Origin of the sequence: Nodosilinea sp. LEGE 07088, assembly GCF_015207395.1 — a bacterium.
In the GTDB taxonomy this organism is placed as follows: domain Bacteria; phylum Cyanobacteriota; class Cyanobacteriia; order Phormidesmidales; family Phormidesmidaceae; genus Nodosilinea.
The window spans coordinates 1-15,594 of sequence record NZ_JADEWX010000012.1; the positions used below are offsets into that span (position 1 = coordinate 1).

13 protein-coding genes, 1 tRNA gene and 1 pseudogene are annotated in these 15,594 nt (G+C 53.6%); 13 read left to right on the forward strand and 2 right to left on the reverse strand.

Translation table 11 applies throughout. The features are described 5' to 3' along the window. The 9 genes and pseudogenes from IQ254_RS05020 to IQ254_RS05060 all read left to right on the forward strand — a co-directional run. Positions 1 to 296 (forward strand): annotated as a pseudogene (locus IQ254_RS05020) (SAM-dependent methyltransferase); the annotation flags it as partial. A gap of 213 nt (positions 297 to 509) precedes the next feature. Further along, positions 510 to 995: an ATP synthase subunit I gene (locus IQ254_RS05025; protein ID WP_313887368.1), complete on the forward strand. Its 486-nt coding sequence runs from the start codon at positions 510 to 512 to the stop codon at positions 993 to 995. Positions 996 to 1,067: 72 nt separating this feature from the next. After that, positions 1,068 to 1,817: a F0F1 ATP synthase subunit A gene (gene atpB / locus IQ254_RS05030; RefSeq protein WP_193965078.1), complete on the forward strand. Its 750-nt coding sequence runs from the start codon at positions 1,068 to 1,070 to the stop codon at positions 1,815 to 1,817. Between the two features lie 160 nt (positions 1,818 to 1,977). After that, on the forward strand, positions 1,978 to 2,223 hold the full coding sequence (atpE, locus tag IQ254_RS05035; RefSeq protein WP_193965079.1) for an ATP synthase F0 subunit C: 246 nt from the start codon (positions 1,978 to 1,980) through the stop codon (positions 2,221 to 2,223). A gap of 109 nt (positions 2,224 to 2,332) precedes the next feature. Next, a complete protein-coding gene (locus IQ254_RS05040; protein ID WP_193965080.1) occupies positions 2,333 to 2,824 on the forward strand; it encodes a F0F1 ATP synthase subunit B' in 492 nt (163 codons plus the stop codon). Positions 2,825 to 2,889: 65 nt separating this feature from the next. Then, positions 2,890 to 3,411 carry a F0F1 ATP synthase subunit B gene (locus tag IQ254_RS05045; RefSeq protein ID WP_193965081.1) on the forward strand — a complete coding sequence of 174 codons (522 nt, stop codon included), beginning with the start codon at positions 2,890 to 2,892 and terminating at the stop codon, positions 3,409 to 3,411. A 2-nt stretch (positions 3,412 to 3,413) separates the two neighbouring features. Then, complete coding sequence (atpH, locus tag IQ254_RS05050; RefSeq protein ID WP_193965082.1) at positions 3,414 to 3,971, forward strand: ATP synthase F1 subunit delta; 558 nt, start codon at positions 3,414 to 3,416, stop codon at positions 3,969 to 3,971. A gap of 89 nt (positions 3,972 to 4,060) precedes the next feature. Continuing rightward, the gene (atpA, locus tag IQ254_RS05055) at positions 4,061 to 5,578 is read left to right on the forward strand and encodes a F0F1 ATP synthase subunit alpha (RefSeq protein WP_193965083.1); all 1,518 of its coding nucleotides are present in this window, start codon (positions 4,061 to 4,063) and stop codon (positions 5,576 to 5,578) included. Between the two features lie 59 nt (positions 5,579 to 5,637). Further along, entirely contained in the window at positions 5,638 to 6,588 is a 951-nt protein-coding gene (locus tag IQ254_RS05060; RefSeq protein ID WP_193965084.1) for a F0F1 ATP synthase subunit gamma, read from the forward strand. 65 nt (positions 6,589 to 6,653) lie between these two features. Here IQ254_RS05060 and galE read toward each other — a convergent pair whose 3' ends face one another. Beyond that, positions 6,654 to 7,652: a UDP-glucose 4-epimerase GalE gene (gene galE / locus IQ254_RS05065; RefSeq protein WP_193965085.1), complete on the reverse strand. Its 999-nt coding sequence runs from the start codon at positions 7,650 to 7,652 to the stop codon at positions 6,654 to 6,656. A gap of 824 nt (positions 7,653 to 8,476) precedes the next feature. On the opposite strand from galE, the gene IQ254_RS05070 reads away from it, so the two are divergent. The 3 genes from IQ254_RS05070 to IQ254_RS05080 all read left to right on the forward strand — a co-directional run bounded on the left by IQ254_RS05070 (position 8,477) and on the right by IQ254_RS05080 (position 13,447). Continuing rightward, positions 8,477 to 12,556, forward strand: a complete 4,080-nt coding sequence (locus IQ254_RS05070; protein WP_193965086.1) for a choice-of-anchor I family protein — start codon at positions 8,477 to 8,479, stop codon at positions 12,554 to 12,556. Positions 12,557 to 12,768: 212 nt separating this feature from the next. Beyond that, a tRNA-Glu gene (locus tag IQ254_RS05075) sits at positions 12,769 to 12,841 on the forward strand. A 186-nt stretch (positions 12,842 to 13,027) separates the two neighbouring features. Beyond that, a complete protein-coding gene (locus IQ254_RS05080) occupies positions 13,028 to 13,447 on the forward strand; it encodes a DUF4278 domain-containing protein (RefSeq protein WP_193965087.1) in 420 nt (139 codons plus the stop codon). A gap of 26 nt (positions 13,448 to 13,473) precedes the next feature. On the opposite strand, the gene IQ254_RS05085 is transcribed toward IQ254_RS05080, so the two are convergent. After that, entirely contained in the window at positions 13,474 to 13,929 is a 456-nt protein-coding gene (locus IQ254_RS05085; RefSeq protein ID WP_193965088.1) for a VOC family protein, read from the reverse strand. A gap of 55 nt (positions 13,930 to 13,984) precedes the next feature. Between IQ254_RS05085 and nagA the strand changes: the two genes are divergently transcribed. Beyond that, positions 13,985 to 15,187 carry an N-acetylglucosamine-6-phosphate deacetylase gene (gene nagA / locus IQ254_RS05090; protein ID WP_193965089.1) on the forward strand — a complete coding sequence of 401 codons (1,203 nt, stop codon included), beginning with the start codon at positions 13,985 to 13,987 and terminating at the stop codon, positions 15,185 to 15,187. Positions 15,188 to 15,594 lie beyond the last annotated feature (407 nt).

The window sequence follows — 15,594 nt, forward strand, 5'->3', positions numbered from 1 at the left end:
CGCCCATTCGCCCCGTGACTTGGGCAGACGATGCCGCCCTGTTGGCCGCCATCCCTACCCGCAATCCCTGTATGGAAGGTTGGCCTAGCCAGAGTATTTTTGACCACAACTATCAAATCATTGCTTTAGAGCCAGTGGAGTTTGCCGTCTTGCAGGCCTGTGACAGCCAGAAGCCGGAAAGTGCCGATCAACTCCCCGTTACTGTGGCGGACTTAGTGAATCAGGGGGTGGCTAGCCTGGACATAGTGCGCCAATTGCATCAGCGTCAGCTTCTTCTCCTGCGTCAGGCCCCCTAGGCTGGGCTTTGGTTCTCTGCCACGGCTCAGCCGTCTAAGTCGGGATGAGGTTGGCTTGGGGGGCGATCGCATCGGTGCCCTCTAGACCCTTGAGCCCAGAGATAGGGAATTTACTTTTAGGAAGCGTCTATTAAGTATTATTGCCGTGATATGATCGTCAATGGCCTGCTCATGCAGGTGAAACTCTTTAACGGCTAAGGATTAGGCGCTTTCGTGGCCCCATTGCCCTCCGAACATACTGACTCTACTGCCCCGGTTGAGGCCGTAGTAGATGCTGATCAACCCGACGAGCCAGGTCTTCCTCCAGCCTCAACAACTGCTATGGAAGAATACTATCGGCTACAGCAAAATTTACTGCTGTGCACTCTGGCGTTTGCGGGCGTGATCTTTTTTGGCGTCTGGGTTGCCTACTCGCTGCAAATTGCTCTGAATTATTTAATAGGAGCGTGCGGTGGTGTGGTTTACTTGAGGATGTTGGCAAAAAGCGTGGCCAACATCGGTCGCGGAAGCCAAAGGTTAGGCAGTGGTCGGTTGGCTCTTGTGGTCGGCTTAGTATTGGTGGCTACTCAGTGGCATCAGCTACAGGTTGTGCCCGTCTTTCTCGGGTTCTTGACCTACAAGGGGGCGTTAATTGCTTACACCCTCTGGACTGCGGTGCTGCCCAAGTCACAGTCGGGGTCATCCCAGGCATCTGGCTAACCCTAGAGTCAGTGGTTCCCTACCATAGCATGCTTTTTCCTTGCGGATCTTGAGGAGAAGTCGATTTAAGAGATGGCGCTCAACATGCAAATGATTCATCCCTTGGTCCTGGCAAAACTAGAGGTTGGCCAGCACCTTTACTGGCAAATCGGCGGACTCAAACTTCACGGTCAGGTCTTTTTGACGTCGTGGTTTGTAATTGCTGTGCTGTTGCTGGTGTCGTTTTTGGCTACCCGCAACATTCAGCGAGTTCCGTCTGGTCTTCAAAATTTCATGGAGTATGCTCTGGAGTTTATCCGTGACCTAGCGAAGAATCAGATTGGTGAAAAGGAGTATCGCCCCTGGGTTCCCTTCGTTGGCACTCTGTTTCTGTTTATTTTCGTCTCCAACTGGTCTGGGGCGCTGGTGCCTTGGAAGCTGATCCACTTGCCTGCTGGTGAGCTGGCTGCTCCAACCAACGATATCAATACCACTGTGGCGCTGGCGCTATTGACGTCTTTGGCCTATTTTTATGCTGGTTTTAGCAAGCGTGGTTTGGGGTATTTTGCCAAGTACATTGAACCCACTCCGATCCTGCTGCCGATCAATATTTTGGAAGATTTCACTAAGCCCCTCTCCCTGAGTTTCCGTCTGTTTGGAAACATCCTCGCTGATGAATTAGTGGTCGCTGTACTGGTCTTGCTGGTGCCTCTCTTCGTGCCCCTGCCAGTGATGGTCTTAGGTTTGTTTACGAGTGCTATTCAAGCGCTAATTTTTGCAACCCTAGCTGCGGCTTACATTGGCGAGGCCATTGAGGGGCACGGTGGTGAAGAGCATGAATGACCCCAATGATTTCCCTCTTGGGGCATTCAGTTTGGTATTGGCTGGTGGGGCAGGTGCTGCCAGTCGACGTGGTCTTAGGGCCGCACCGATAAGAAACGCCTATCAAGCGTTGTCTACGACCTGATGAATGAGTTGTTGATTGTCCAAATCGAGGTAAGACATGGATCCTATTGTTGCAGGCGCTTCCGTAATCGCAGCTGCTCTGGCCGTTGGCCTTGCAGCTATTGGCCCTGGTATTGGTCAAGGTAATGCAGCTGGTCAAGCAGTCGAGGGTATTGCTCGTCAGCCTGAGGCTGAGGGTAAAATTCGCGGCACTCTGTTGCTGAGCTTGGCCTTCATGGAAGCACTCACCATCTATGGTCTGGTGGTAGCCCTGGTGCTGCTGTTTGCTAACCCCTTCGCGTAGAACGAAAACGCTGGGCTAGGAAAGGTGTAAAACCCTTCCCTAGCCTCTTGAATTCTACGATTTCACTTTGTAGTGCTGGCCCTGGGCCGAGTTGAAGGGCATACCCACAATGATGAACTTTGTTTGGTTACTGGCGGTTGAAACCGCTGAAGCGGTTGAAGAGGGGGGCGGACTCTTTGACTTAGATGCTACTCTGCCGCTTATGGCAGTGCAATTTGTGCTGCTGGCAGTATTGCTGAACGCGTTGTTTTACAAGCCTCTGGGCAAAGTCTTAGACGAGCGTGATGGCTACGTCAGCTCTAATCAAGTTGATGCGGCTGAGCGCTTGGCCAAGGCCGAGCAGATCGCGCAGCAATATCAGCAAGAGCTAGCTGAGACCCGTCGCCAAGCCCAAGCGGTTATCGCTCAGGCTCAGGAAGAGGCTCAGCAGATTGCGTCTCAAACGGTGGCTGCTGCTCAGCAGGAAGCTCAAGCTCAACGCGAGCAGGTGCAGCGAGAGCTCGATGAGCAGAAAAGTCAGGCGATGGCCACTCTGGAACCACAGGTAGAGGGTCTTAGCCGACAGATTCTAGACAAGCTGCTGGGTTCTTTAGCGGTCTAGGCTATTGGTAACAAAGGGGCTACTCGGCCTCTGCGTTGCCCGCGTCGTTGACGGAAAGTAGAGATATGACTATTGATTGGTTACTGGCGGCAGAAGAAGGCGGGTTGGGGTTGGATTTCAACATCTTAGAAACCAATCTGATTAATCTGGTCATCATTATTGGCGTGCTGTACTACTTTGGCGGCAAGTTTTTAGGGAACACCCTATCTACGCGCCAGTCGGCAATTAAAACTGAGATTGCTGAAGCCGAACAGCGTAAGCAGGCGGCGGCCGCTGCGTTGGCAGAGCAACAACAGAAGCTAGCTCAGGCCCAGGAAGAGGCTAAAAGAATTCTGGCTGACGCTCAGACTACGGCAGAACGTAGTCGAGAAGCAATTTTGGCCCAGGCTAATACTGATGTGGAGCGGATGCGAGCCACTGCGGCCCAAGATATGTCTTCTCAGGAGGCCCGGGTAATGCGAGAACTCCAGCAGCGGATTGCGGCGCTGGCTGTTGAGCGCAGTGAGGCGGCGTTGCCTGGCCACCTAAACGATGATTTGCAGCGGCGTCTGGTTGATTCCAGTATCGCTCTGCTCAAAGGAGAGTAGCCATGAATGACACAACCCTAAGTTCTGAAATTGCCGGCCCCTACGCCAAGGCGCTCATGTCCGTTGCCCAGGACAATGATGCTGTCGAGCAGGTGGGTAATGAAGTGGCAGAACTGCTTGAGGTGCTGGCTAGCTCTGAAGAGCTAACGGTTTTCTTGATGAATCCTTTGATGTCTGCCAACACGAAGAAGGGTGTACTGCGGCAAATTGCTGACGGTAAAGTGAGCGATTTTTTGCTGAGCTTTTTGCTGCTGTTGGTTGATCGGGGGCGAGTGGCTTTTTTGAAGCCCGTGCTCCAGCAGTATCAGGCTCTGCTCCGTGAGCTCAATCAAACGGTTTTAGCTGATGTCACAGCAGCTGTTGACCTTTCTGACGAGCAGTTACAGGCGATTCGCGATCGCGTACAGGCCATGACCGGCGCTAATAGCGTGGAGTTATCGGTACAGGTTGACCCAGCTTTGATTGGGGGCCTGGTGATTAAGGTTGGTTCTCAGGTGATTGATGCTAGTCTCAGGGGGCAGCTTCGCCGGATTGGTATGCAGTTGGCTACTACCCCCTAGCTGGGTAGTGGCGCAGCTAAAACTTGCCCTCAGATAGGGCAGTGTCTCTGACGTTTCGTGTTTTTGTAGGTTTATCCAAAGCAAGTCCTATGGTGAGTATCAGACCTGACGAAATTAGCAGCATTATTAAGCAGCAGATTGAGCAGTACAACCAGGAGGTTAAAATCTCCAACGTAGGTACGGTGCTGCAGGTGGGTGATGGTATTGCCCGCATCTATGGCCTCGAAAACGCGATGTCTGGCGAGCTGCTTGAATTTGAGGATGGCACTGTCGGTATTGCCCTTAATTTAGAGGAAGACAATGTTGGTGCCGTGCTGATGGGCGACGGCATTAACATTAGAGAGGGGAGTGCCGTTACCGCCACTAGCAAGATTGCGTCGATTCCCGTGGGCGAGGCGCTACTGGGCCGTGTGGTAGATGCATTGGCCCGACCTATTGATGGCAAGGGTGACCTGCAAACCACTGAAACCCGGCTGATTGAGTCTCCTGCTCCAGGCATCATTGCCCGGAAATCGGTGTATGAGCCGATGCAAACCGGTATTACTGCTATTGATGCCATGATTCCCATTGGCCGGGGCCAGCGAGAGCTGATCATTGGTGACCGTCAGACCGGTAAGACAGCGATCGCCATTGACACAATCCTCAACCAAAAATCTGAGGATGTCGTGTGTGTGTACGTTGCGGTGGGTCAAAAAGCGGCTTCTGTAGCTCAGATTGTCGATGTGCTGCGTGAGCGAGGTGCGCTCGACTACACGATTGTGGTGTCGGCCAGCGCTAATGACCCTGCCCCGCTGCAATATCTGGCTCCGTACACGGGTGCCGCCCTGGCTGAGTACTTTATGTACAAGGGTAAAGCTACTCTAGTGGTCTACGATGACTTGACCAAGCAGGCCCAGGCCTATCGTCAAATGTCGCTGCTGCTGCGCCGTCCGCCCGGTCGTGAGGCCTATCCTGGTGACGTCTTCTACCTGCACTCTCGTTTGCTAGAGCGGGCTGCTAAACTCAGCCCCGAACTGGGCGAAGGCAGCATGACGGCGCTGCCGATTATTGAAACCCAGGCTGGGGACGTATCGGCTTACATTCCCACCAACGTGATTTCGATCACCGATGGCCAAATCTTCCTCTCCTCTGACTTGTTTAACTCTGGCCTGCGGCCAGCAATCAACGCTGGTATTTCGGTATCTAGGGTAGGGTCTGCGGCCCAGATTAAGGCCATGAAGCAGGTGGCCGGTAAGGTGAAGCTAGAGCTGGCTCAGTTTGATGAGCTCCAGGCTTTTTCCCAGTTTGCCTCTGACCTCGATGCCGCTACCCAAAAACAGCTGGCCCGCGGTCAACGTCTGCGCGAATTGCTCAAGCAGCCCCAGTACTCTCCCCTACCGGTTGAAGAGCAAGTGGCCATTATCTACGCCGGTATCAACGGCCTTATGGACGATGTACCTGTGGATCAAGTGTCGTCCTTCGCTCAGTCGCTGCGGGACTATATCCGCAACAACAAGCCCAAATTTGCGGAGTTGATTCGTAACGAGAGGAAGCTCACGGATGCCAGCGAGACCATCCTCAAGGAGAGCGTTGCCGAGGCTAAGCAAGCCTTTATGGCGGCAGTCTAGTCTCCCGTTCTGGCCGGGGCGCCAGCCCTGGCCCTTTGACTACCCCCTAGGGATCCACTATGCCTAACCTAAAAGCGATTCGAGACCGCATTAAGTCTGTAAAAAATACCCGCAAAATTACCGAAGCGATGCGTCTGGTGGCTGCCGCCAAGGTGCGTCGCGCCCAGGAGCAGGTGATTGCTACCCGCCCCTTTGCCGATCGCCTGGCCCAGGTGCTCTATGGCCTGCAAAGTCGCCTTAAGTTTGAGGAGGCTGACCTACCACTGCTCAAGCAGCGTGAGGTCAAGACTGTGGCGTTGCTGGTCATCTCGGGCGATCGCGGTCTTTGCGGCGGTTATAACACCAATGTCATTCGTCGGGGCGAAATCCGCGCCAAAGAGCTAGCCGCCGAAGGCATAGACTATCAGTTTATTTTGGTGGGCCGCAAGGCCAACCAGTACTTCAAGCGTCGTGAGCAGCCAATTGAGGCGAGTTTCACGGGGATGGAACAAATTCCTACCGCCGATGAAGCTTCAACCATTGCGGACGAACTGCTATCTCTGTTTTTGTCCGATGAGGTCGATCGCGTTGAGCTGATCTACACTCGATTTGTGTCACTGGTGAGCTCTCGCCCGGTGATTCAAACCCTCCTCCCGCTCGATCCTCAGGGGCTAGAGGTATCTGACGACGAGATCTTCCGGCTGACGACTCGGGCCGGTGTCTTTCAGGTGGAACGTGAGAAGGTAGCGGCGCCGACTCCGTCGGAGCTGCCTCAGGACATGATTTTTGAGCAAGATCCGGTGCAAATTCTAGATGCGTTGTTGCCCCTGTATCTGAATAACCAAATACTCCGGGCGCTGCAGGAGTCAGCGGCGAGTGAGTTGGCAGCCCGCATGACAGCCATGAATAACGCCAGCGATAACGCCAAAGAGTTGGCCAAGGAGCTCAACTTGACCTATAACAAAGCTAGACAAGCCGCAATTACCCAGGAAATTCTGGAAGTCGTAGCTGGAGCTAGCTCTATCGGCTAGAGCTAGTCGAGGCTTAAGGTAAACCAAGGCCTACCCCAGCTGGGGTAGGCCTTTTGTTTATGCCCTTAGCTGTGGCGCGTTTGGTGCCAGGCCCAGGCATGGGTCAAGATGGTATCGATGTCGGCATATTGAGGATTCCAACCTAGAATGCTGCGGGCGCGATCGCTCCCCCCGACTAACGCTGGCGGATCGCCTGGACGTCGCTCTACGGCCACGACAGGAATTGTTTTTTGGGTAATGCGCACTGCGGCGTCAATCACCTCGCGCACCGAGAAGCCACTGTCGTTGCCCAGATTAAAGATGGCACTTTGCCCGCCCTGAAGTAAGTACTCCAGCCCTAAAATGTGGGCGTCAGCCAGGTCACACACATGAATGTAGTCACGTATACAGGTGCCGTCGGGGGTAGGGTAATCGGTACCAAAGATGCTAATTGACTCCCGCTTGCCCAGAGCTGTCTGTAATACGAGGGGAATTAAATGAGTTTCAGGGTTGTGGTCTTCGCCCAGCAACCCGTTGGGGTGAGCACCAGCCGCGTTGAAATAGCGAAAGCAAACCGATCTGAAGTCGTAGGCTTTGTCGTAGTCAATAAGAATACGCTCTACCATTAGCTTGGTGGCCCCGTAAGGGTTGATGGGGCTTTGGGGATGGGCCTCAGTAATGGGCATTGCTTGCGGTACACCATAGGTAGCGCAAGTAGACGAAAAAACAAAGTTTTTAATGTCAGCCTCTACCATGGCATCCAAGAGTGAGAGGGTGCCCACCACGTTGTTTTCGTAATACTTACTGGGGTTGGTTACCGATTCACCTACGTAGGCATAGGCCGAAAAATGCATCACCGCACTGATGTTATAGCGGCTAAAAATATCTTTGAGCAGGTTTTTATCTAGGGTGCTGCCCTCAATCAGATCAGTCTTTAACACGGTCTCGACTAGGTCACGGTGACCATAAACTAGATTGTCTAAAATTACAACCTGGTAGCCTGCTTGCTTCAAGGCCAATACTGCGTGGCTACCGATGTAGCCAGCACCACCTGTAACCAGGATAGTTTTCATGTCAGATGTCATAAACGTATCTCTAGAAATTAGTAACTATGTGACGCTATCTTAAGTCTTAAGGCTAGTGTTGTGCCCCACTTCTGGAGCGGCGGCATTAAAATTTCATTCCCTGAAAAGATATCCCAGCTCAAACTTGGATAACCAGACACCAGGACGGACAGAGGGTTAAAAAGGTTTCTATTAAGATGGTTTTAACCAAAGCTTGTCGGACATACACCAGATTTAAATCTAGCCTCGGTGTCGCCCATCCCACCGCAGGTCAAGGCCCTAGAGCTTTGTAAATGACCGCCCGCCGGTGGTTGAGTATTCTGGGTTACGGTCTGCCCAAAACACACCCAAAACACAGTTTAAACAGTAGAGATCTGTCGAGACGTTGACCAAGCAAGAAATCTCACTGTAATCAGGCTGTTTAACCTGCGGCAATTTTTATGGCAGCCCTTTGCAAAGCAACCACGAAGCAATGGGTGAAGTAATAAAGCGTTGATAAAGTCTCCGTATTTACACTAAGCCTTAAATCTGGCTTTACCGTCACTTTACTTTTGTCTGGGAAAGTTACAAGTGAACACAATTGAAAGGCGTGTGATCACCAAGTATTTTCACTGAGAAGCTGGGGTACTCTTTCTTTCTTAAACAGCTGAGGCGGTGGGGCTATGGCGATGCGCTAGGACCTGTTAGTGCAGGCTTGCTGCTGAGCGTCTCCCTTCGCGGCTGGTCACCCGTCTTTAATTGTCTCGGTGTTTTAGGTTCGTGAAATACGTCCAGGTTCGGTGTCAGTCATGGGGCTGGCTCTGACCTACTGTGCTGTCTAATTTTCAAGCTACCAAGAGGGATACATGGCTGAATTTACGCTCGAACTACTGCATGTGGCAGATCAGGAAGCCGCTGCCGCCGCGATCCAAGATGCACCCCGACTCTCCGCTGTGCTCAACGCTCTGAAAGCTCAAGACCTCGGTAATGATGGTATTGAAGACAACACGCTGGTGCTCTCTTCTGGAGATGCCTTTATCCCCGGCCTATTTTTCAACGCATCTGAGCCGGTATTTGGCTCGCGGGGCATTGCGGATATTCAAATTCAAAATGAGCTAGGCTTTCAGGCGATCGCCTTTGGTAACCACGAGTTTGACTTTGGTACCGCTGTGCTCGCGGGTTTGCTAGACGGTTCTGCGCCCGGAGATATTCTCGGTGGTGACTTTGCGGGGGCTGCGTTCCCTTATCTGTCCACCAACCTTAACGTTGCCTCCGATGCCAGCCTTGCCCCCCTAGGCGTAGAGGGTGGTCAGGCGCCTGCGCCGAATACGGTGACTTCCTCGGTCGTCATTGAGGTCAATGGTGAAAATATCGGGGTAGTCGGTGCGACTACCCCGACCTTAGGCAGCATTTCCAGCCCTGGTACGGTTGGTATTTTGCCCAGCCCCTTTGACGCTAACCCCACCCCAGAACAGTTAGATGCGTTGGCCGCTGAGATTCAGCTTGAAGTCGATGCGCTGCTAGCGGCAGATCCCACGCTGAATAAGGTGGTCTTGCTCGCTCACATGCAGCAAATCAGTATCGAGCTAGGGCTGGCTGAGCGACTGACGAATGTCGATATTATTGTGGCGGGTGGTTCTAACACGCGTCTGTTTGATAGTAACGATCGCCTTCGGGCGGGCGATAGCAACCAGGGCGAGTATCCTCAATTTGTCACCAACGCGGGGGGTACTCAGACTGCCGTGGTCAATACCGACGGCAGCTATAAGTATGTCGGCCGTCTGGTGCTGGACTTCGATGCAGCGGGCAATATTATTCCCGAGAGCTACGACGCAGCCATCTCCGGTGCCTATGCCACCGATGATGCGGGCGTTGCTGCTCTAGACGCCGCTGGGCTGGTTGACCCAGAGATTCAGCAGATTGTCGATGCGATTGAAGCTCAAATTCTGTCCACCGAAGCCAACGTTTTTGGCACAGCCGATGTCTTTCTCAACGGCAACCGTTCGGGTGCCGATACACCTGATGACCCCGATGGGGTGCGCACCCAGGAAACGAACCTCGGCAACCTCACCGCTGATGCCAACCTGGCCGATGCCCAAACCCTTGACCCCACTGTTGTGGTATCCCTCAAAAATGGTGGCGGAATTCGCGCGTCTATCGGCCAGACGATTGTTCCCGCAGGGGGCACCGAATTCGTCCGCACCCCTAATGAAGCGATTGTGGATGGTGAGGGTAATGTCGTTAAGCCTGAAGGCGGCATCAGCCAGAACGATATTGAAACGACCCTGGCTTTCAACAATGGCCTGACGCTGCTGACCCTAACCAAGGCCGAGTTGGTGGCGCTGCTGGAACATGGCGTGAGTGCTCTGCCTGAGGTGGCGGGTGCCTTTCCTCAAATTGCTGGAGTCAAATTCTCCTATGACCCTGATTTGGCTGCGGGCGATCGCATCCAGAGTGCAGCCATCTTCGACGAGGCTGATAACCTAGTTGCTGAGCTGGTTCGCGGCGGTGAACTGGTGGGGGATGCCAACGAGACCTTCCGGATCGTCACGCTCAATTTTCTGGCCGCCTCTCGCTTTGACGAGGCCACTGGCGCGTTTATCGGCGGTGGCGACGGGTATCCCTTCCCTAACCTCAACACTGACCCCGCCCTCGGCGAGGTGGGCGACCCGGCGGTGATTGCTCGGGTCAACGCTGTTGAGATCGTCCAAGCGGGTGTCCAGACCGGCGATGCCACCTTTGCTGACGATGGTAGTGAGCAAGATGCTCTAGCCGAGTATCTGCTCGACAACTTCGTCGATACCCCGTTTGATCAAGCGGATACCGGGCCGGCCTTAGACGAGCGTATTCAAAACCTCAACTTCCGCGAAGATACCGTTTTTGGCGATCGCACGGGTGGCCCGGTCACGCCGCCTGTGGAGGAGCCCGATTTCTCCGGTGGCTTTGACGGGCCCTTCACAAAAATCGGCAGCCTCGCCCTCGCCGACGGTGCCGAGATCAATGCCTATGACCCCGAGTCTCAAAAGCTCTTTGTCGTGTCTGGCGAACCCACGCTACAGGTCGTTGATCTTAGCGACCCTACCAATCCCACCGCTTTGCAGCTCATCGACTTGAGCGCTTTCGGAGCAGGTATTAACAGCGTAGCTGTCAAGAACGGCATGCTAGCTGTTGCCGTACAGGGTGAAGAGGTGACTGACGATGGCACCGTCGTCTTTCTGGATGTGGATGGCAATGTGCTCAACAGCGTTACCGTCGGTGCGTTACCCGATATGGTGACGTTTACCCCCGACGGCACTAAAGTGCTCTCGGCTAACGAAGGGGAGCCCAACGACGACTACTCTATCGATCCCGAAGGTTCGGTCAGTATTATCGACCTCAGCAACGGGGTTGATAATGCCGTCGAGACCCGAGTTGAGTTCACCCAGTTCAACGATCAGGCTGAGGTGCTAAAAGCTGCCGGTGTGAAGCTATTTGGCTTAAATGCAACCGTGGCTAAAGATCTGGAGCCCGAATACATCGCTGTTTCCCCCGACGGCACGAAGGCGTGGGTCACGCTCCAAGAAAATAATGCTGTTGCTGTGATCGATATTGCCAGCGGTGCTGTCGATGGCATTGTGCCCCTTGGTTTTAAAGACTACAGCACTGGGCCAAAGCTGGATGCCAGCAACCGTGATGGGGGCATTAACCTGCAAAACTGGCCTGTCTTTGGGGTTTACCAGCCCGATTCCATTGCCAGCTATGCAGTCGGTGGCATGACCTACTATGTCACCGCCAACGAAGGTGATGCCCGCATTCGCCCCGATGGCGATTTAGAAGATGCCGACGGCAACGTCATTCTCGAAGAAGGCGCTGTCTTTAACGAAGAAGCCCGGATTGCAGATATTGTGCTTGACCCGACGGCCTTCCCCGATGCCGCAACCCTGCAGCTAGAGGAGAATCTGGGTCGGTTGAACATCACCACCGCCCTGGGAGATACCGATGGCGATGGCGACTTTGACGAGCTGTATAGCTACGGGGGGCGCTCCTTCAGCATTTGGGATCAAGACGGCAATTTGGTCTTCGATAGTGGCGATGATATTGCCAACATTACGGCCCAACTCACCCCCGAGTTATTCAACGCCAACGATGGCGACCCCGGCGAATTTGACCAGCGCTCCGACGACAAAGGTGCCGAACCCGAAGCATTAACTGTCGGCAAAATCGGCGACACAACCTACGCCTTTATTGGGCTCGAGCGGGCCGGTGGCGGCGTGCTCGTTTATGACGTCACTAACCCCACTGCACCTATCTTTGTGCAGTACGTGCGTGATGATATTGACATCGCCCCCGAAGGGCTAACCTTCATCTCAAGTCAAGCTAGCCCCAACGGCAACAACCTCCTGGTCGTCGCTAACGAAGAGAGCGGCACCCTGGCGATATATGCCGCTGATGCAGTAGGGGAAGGTTCTGGGGACATGGTGCTTGACTTTGAAGGCTTGGCGGCGGGCACGGTCGTTACCGACCAGTTCGACGGCGTGATGTTCTCCACATCCAACCCGTTCGGGGTCATGCTATTTGATACCGAAAACGTCACGGGTGGCGATTTTGACCTGGCCACTGATGACCAGGGTAATGTACTGATCATCTCTGAAGATGGGGATGCCTTCGATCCAGATGACAACGCTGGCGGTGGTACCCTCAGCTTAGACTTCGATGGTCTGGTCAATGTTGGCAGCATTGGCCTGCTTGATATCGAAGAGTCCGATGGTCTGATTACCTTCTATGGCGCAGACGATAGTGTGATTACGACCGTTGCGATCGCGGCTTTGGGCAATAACAGCCTGCAGCAGCTCTCGCTGGGAGTAACGGAGGTGTCTCGGATGGATATCTTTCTGGCCGGTAGCGGCGCCATCACCGACATCGCCTACAGCCTCGTTGACGAAATGACCGTTGGGGCTAGCGTGTAACGCGATCGCCGTCAGCGGATCAATGGGCGGGGTGGCGGGAATTTCTCACCACCCCGCCCATTGATGAAAGGGATCAGATACATCGGCCAGATCCCTCTCATATAAAGCGTTTGAGATGGGTAAAGGCGCGAGAAACTGGCACTCAAATAGCACTTGAGAAGTTTGACAAGGGTGTATCCTTTACATATACTGAAAAATGTCGAAAAAAACAGGCCCCCATCGTCTAGAGGCCTAGGACACCTCCCTTTCACGGAGGCGACGGGGATTCGAATTCCCCTGGGGGTATACATTAATTTAGGCTGATCCCTGTAGTGTTTACTACAGGGATTTCTGTATTTATCAGTATTAGGGGTTTGTGAGGCCCCTAAAGGCTTCTAGGGTAGGGATGACAATGCCAAGAGCTTCCAGTACTGTAAGGATCACACAAGGACAACATTTTGTGATACCGGTCGGCTTGGTCTGAGAAAAACAATGGCTTTTGTGCTCCTATTAACGATTGCAGTTGGCAGTCTCGCTGCCGTGGGTTTAGTGGTAGTGGGCTTGGTAGAAGCTCCGTGGCAGCTGTTGTTGTTGGGTTTGCTCGCCGCTCTATATGGGCTGCAACGGCAGGTTGGGGCCACCGAAGTGGAGGATTTATCCAACCCCTCGCCCGAATCTGCGTTGACTAATCGGGCCGATGCCCCTGAGTCAAGTACTCTACCTTCAGGGTCTCTCAACTCCGACCCCCTGGTTGCTACGTTTGCCGATGAAAATGCTAGCCGCCCTCAAGACGGTGACGAGCTCACCTACCGAGGTATTCGTTATAGTCGCCCCAAGTTAGCGTCAGACCTGCCCCCTGGGGAGTCAGAAAAAGTTGAGGGCACCTATCGGGGGCAGCACTGGCAGCGCTGAGCTGATGGATACCCTACTCTGTGCGTCTAGCTGACGTGACCAAGCTGAGTCTTCTCGCTGGTTGGGGCAAATATACGATCATCATTGGTAAACGCTTTGAATTCTAGGGCATTGCCGCTAGGGTCAACGATAAAGAGGGTGAACTGCTCACCTACCTGACCAGTAAAGCGTTGATGAGGGCGAATGAGGAAAGTTATTTGGGCCCGCTGGAGTCGATCGGCTAGGATTTGCCACTCATCGGGGGTGAGAATGACGCCCCAATGGCTCACAGGAACTTCCTGATCATCAACGGTGTTAGTGGGTACTGTTGGCCGAGGGTCAGGGACTAAATGGGCCGTGACCTGATGACCAAAGAGATTAAAGTCTAACCATGTGGGGGACGTGCGCCCCACTGAGCAGCCTAATACTGTTTCATAGAAATGGCGGGTGGCGGCTAGGTCGTACACTGGAAACGCTACGTGAAAGGGGCGAAGCACAGCCATGTCCTCTGGGTTTATGACACCATCTTGGGCCGATAATATAGCGATTGCTACAGGCATGAGTAATCGGCCCTATGCCCTCACCCACTGCACCTTTTACACCGGTAACCAGGTGTTGCAACACCATGCCCTGGTGATCGATGGCCCGCGTATTTTAGACATCGTGCCCGACGGGCACCTGGCACCCACCTTGCCTCGACTAGATGGTCAAGGCTGTACTGCTGCGCCGGGGTTTATTGACCTGCAGCTGAATGGTTGTGGCGGGGTCATGTTCAATGATGACATTACGGCGGCAACCCTAGATACGATGCATCGTACCAACCTTTGTAGTGGTACCACGAGCTTTTTGCCGACTCTGATTACGACCTCTGATGCAGCGATGCTCGATGCGATCGCCCTGGTTGCCAACTACCGTTGTCGCTACCCTAACCGAGTGCTAGGGCTCCATTTAGAAGGCCCGTACCTGAGTCTAAATCGGCGGGGTATTCACAATAAAACCCATATTCGCCCTGTCGATGCGGCTATGGTGCAGCATATCGCTGAATCGGGGCCAGAGGTGGTTAGGCTCGTTACCCTAGCTCCTGAGAAGGTGCCGCCAGAGTATATTCAGCAGTTAGCTCAGGCCGGTATCTTGGTATCCGCCGGGCATACGGAGGCTAGCTTTGAGGCCGCCTTAGCTGGGTTTAAGACAGGAGTGGGTATGGTTACCCATTTGTTCAATGCGATGTCTCCTTGGCAGGGGCGTAGCCCTGGCGTGGTTGGGGCTGTGTTTAGCCAACGTGATATTTACGCTGGCATTATTGCTGATGGGCATCATGTTCACTACGGGTCTGTTAGTTTGGCCCACCAAATAAAGCAAGATCGTCTGGTACTGGTCACCGATGCCACATCTCCGGTAGGTGCTGATCTAGATTCATTTGTGATTGGTGGGCAAGAGGTGTTTTACCGCAATGGTAGATGCGTCTCTGCCGATGGCACGCTAGGGGGGGCTGCCCTGACCCTAATGGAAGCCGTCGGCAACTGTGTCCGCCAAGCCAATATTCCCTTAGCTGAGGCGCTGCGCATGGCCACCTTATACCCGGCTAGGGCGATCGCTGTTGACCGCTACCTGGGCTTGCTGGCAGCGGGTTACCAAGCCAATGTGGCGTTATTTGACCCGCATACATTTACGGTTAAGGGCGTGATTGACCAAGGCGCGTTGGCCTGGCGGCCTAGCCTAACTGACCCCAACAGCGATAGACGCCAACCTAGAAAGAAGTGATTCAGGGTTTAAACAGCAACAGGTTCGTACGTCAGCCTTAAACGGTTATAAGATGCCTAAAGCCTAGGCAGCCCAGCGACTCGCCGCTGAAACAACTGAGCGGCTATCTTCTGACTGCGAAGACTAATCCAGAGGCTGCATTTGTCATCGGCAATAGAGACTAGGACTCCCGCATTCTGTCTCGAAAATTTGCAGGCTAGATGATAGAGCGGAGTGCGTTGGCTAGCTTTAACACTCAAAGCTCGATAGTAAAGCTCATTATAGTAATGAGTGCCGTCTTGCAGGACACCATTAAACCAAAATTTGAATACCTGAACTTTACTGTCCGGCAGAACCGTAGGTAGCATTTAGAGTTTCTCTTGACCTACGTTTAGAGTGCCCAGCTAAGGGGGCAAAAGCGGTTGCCT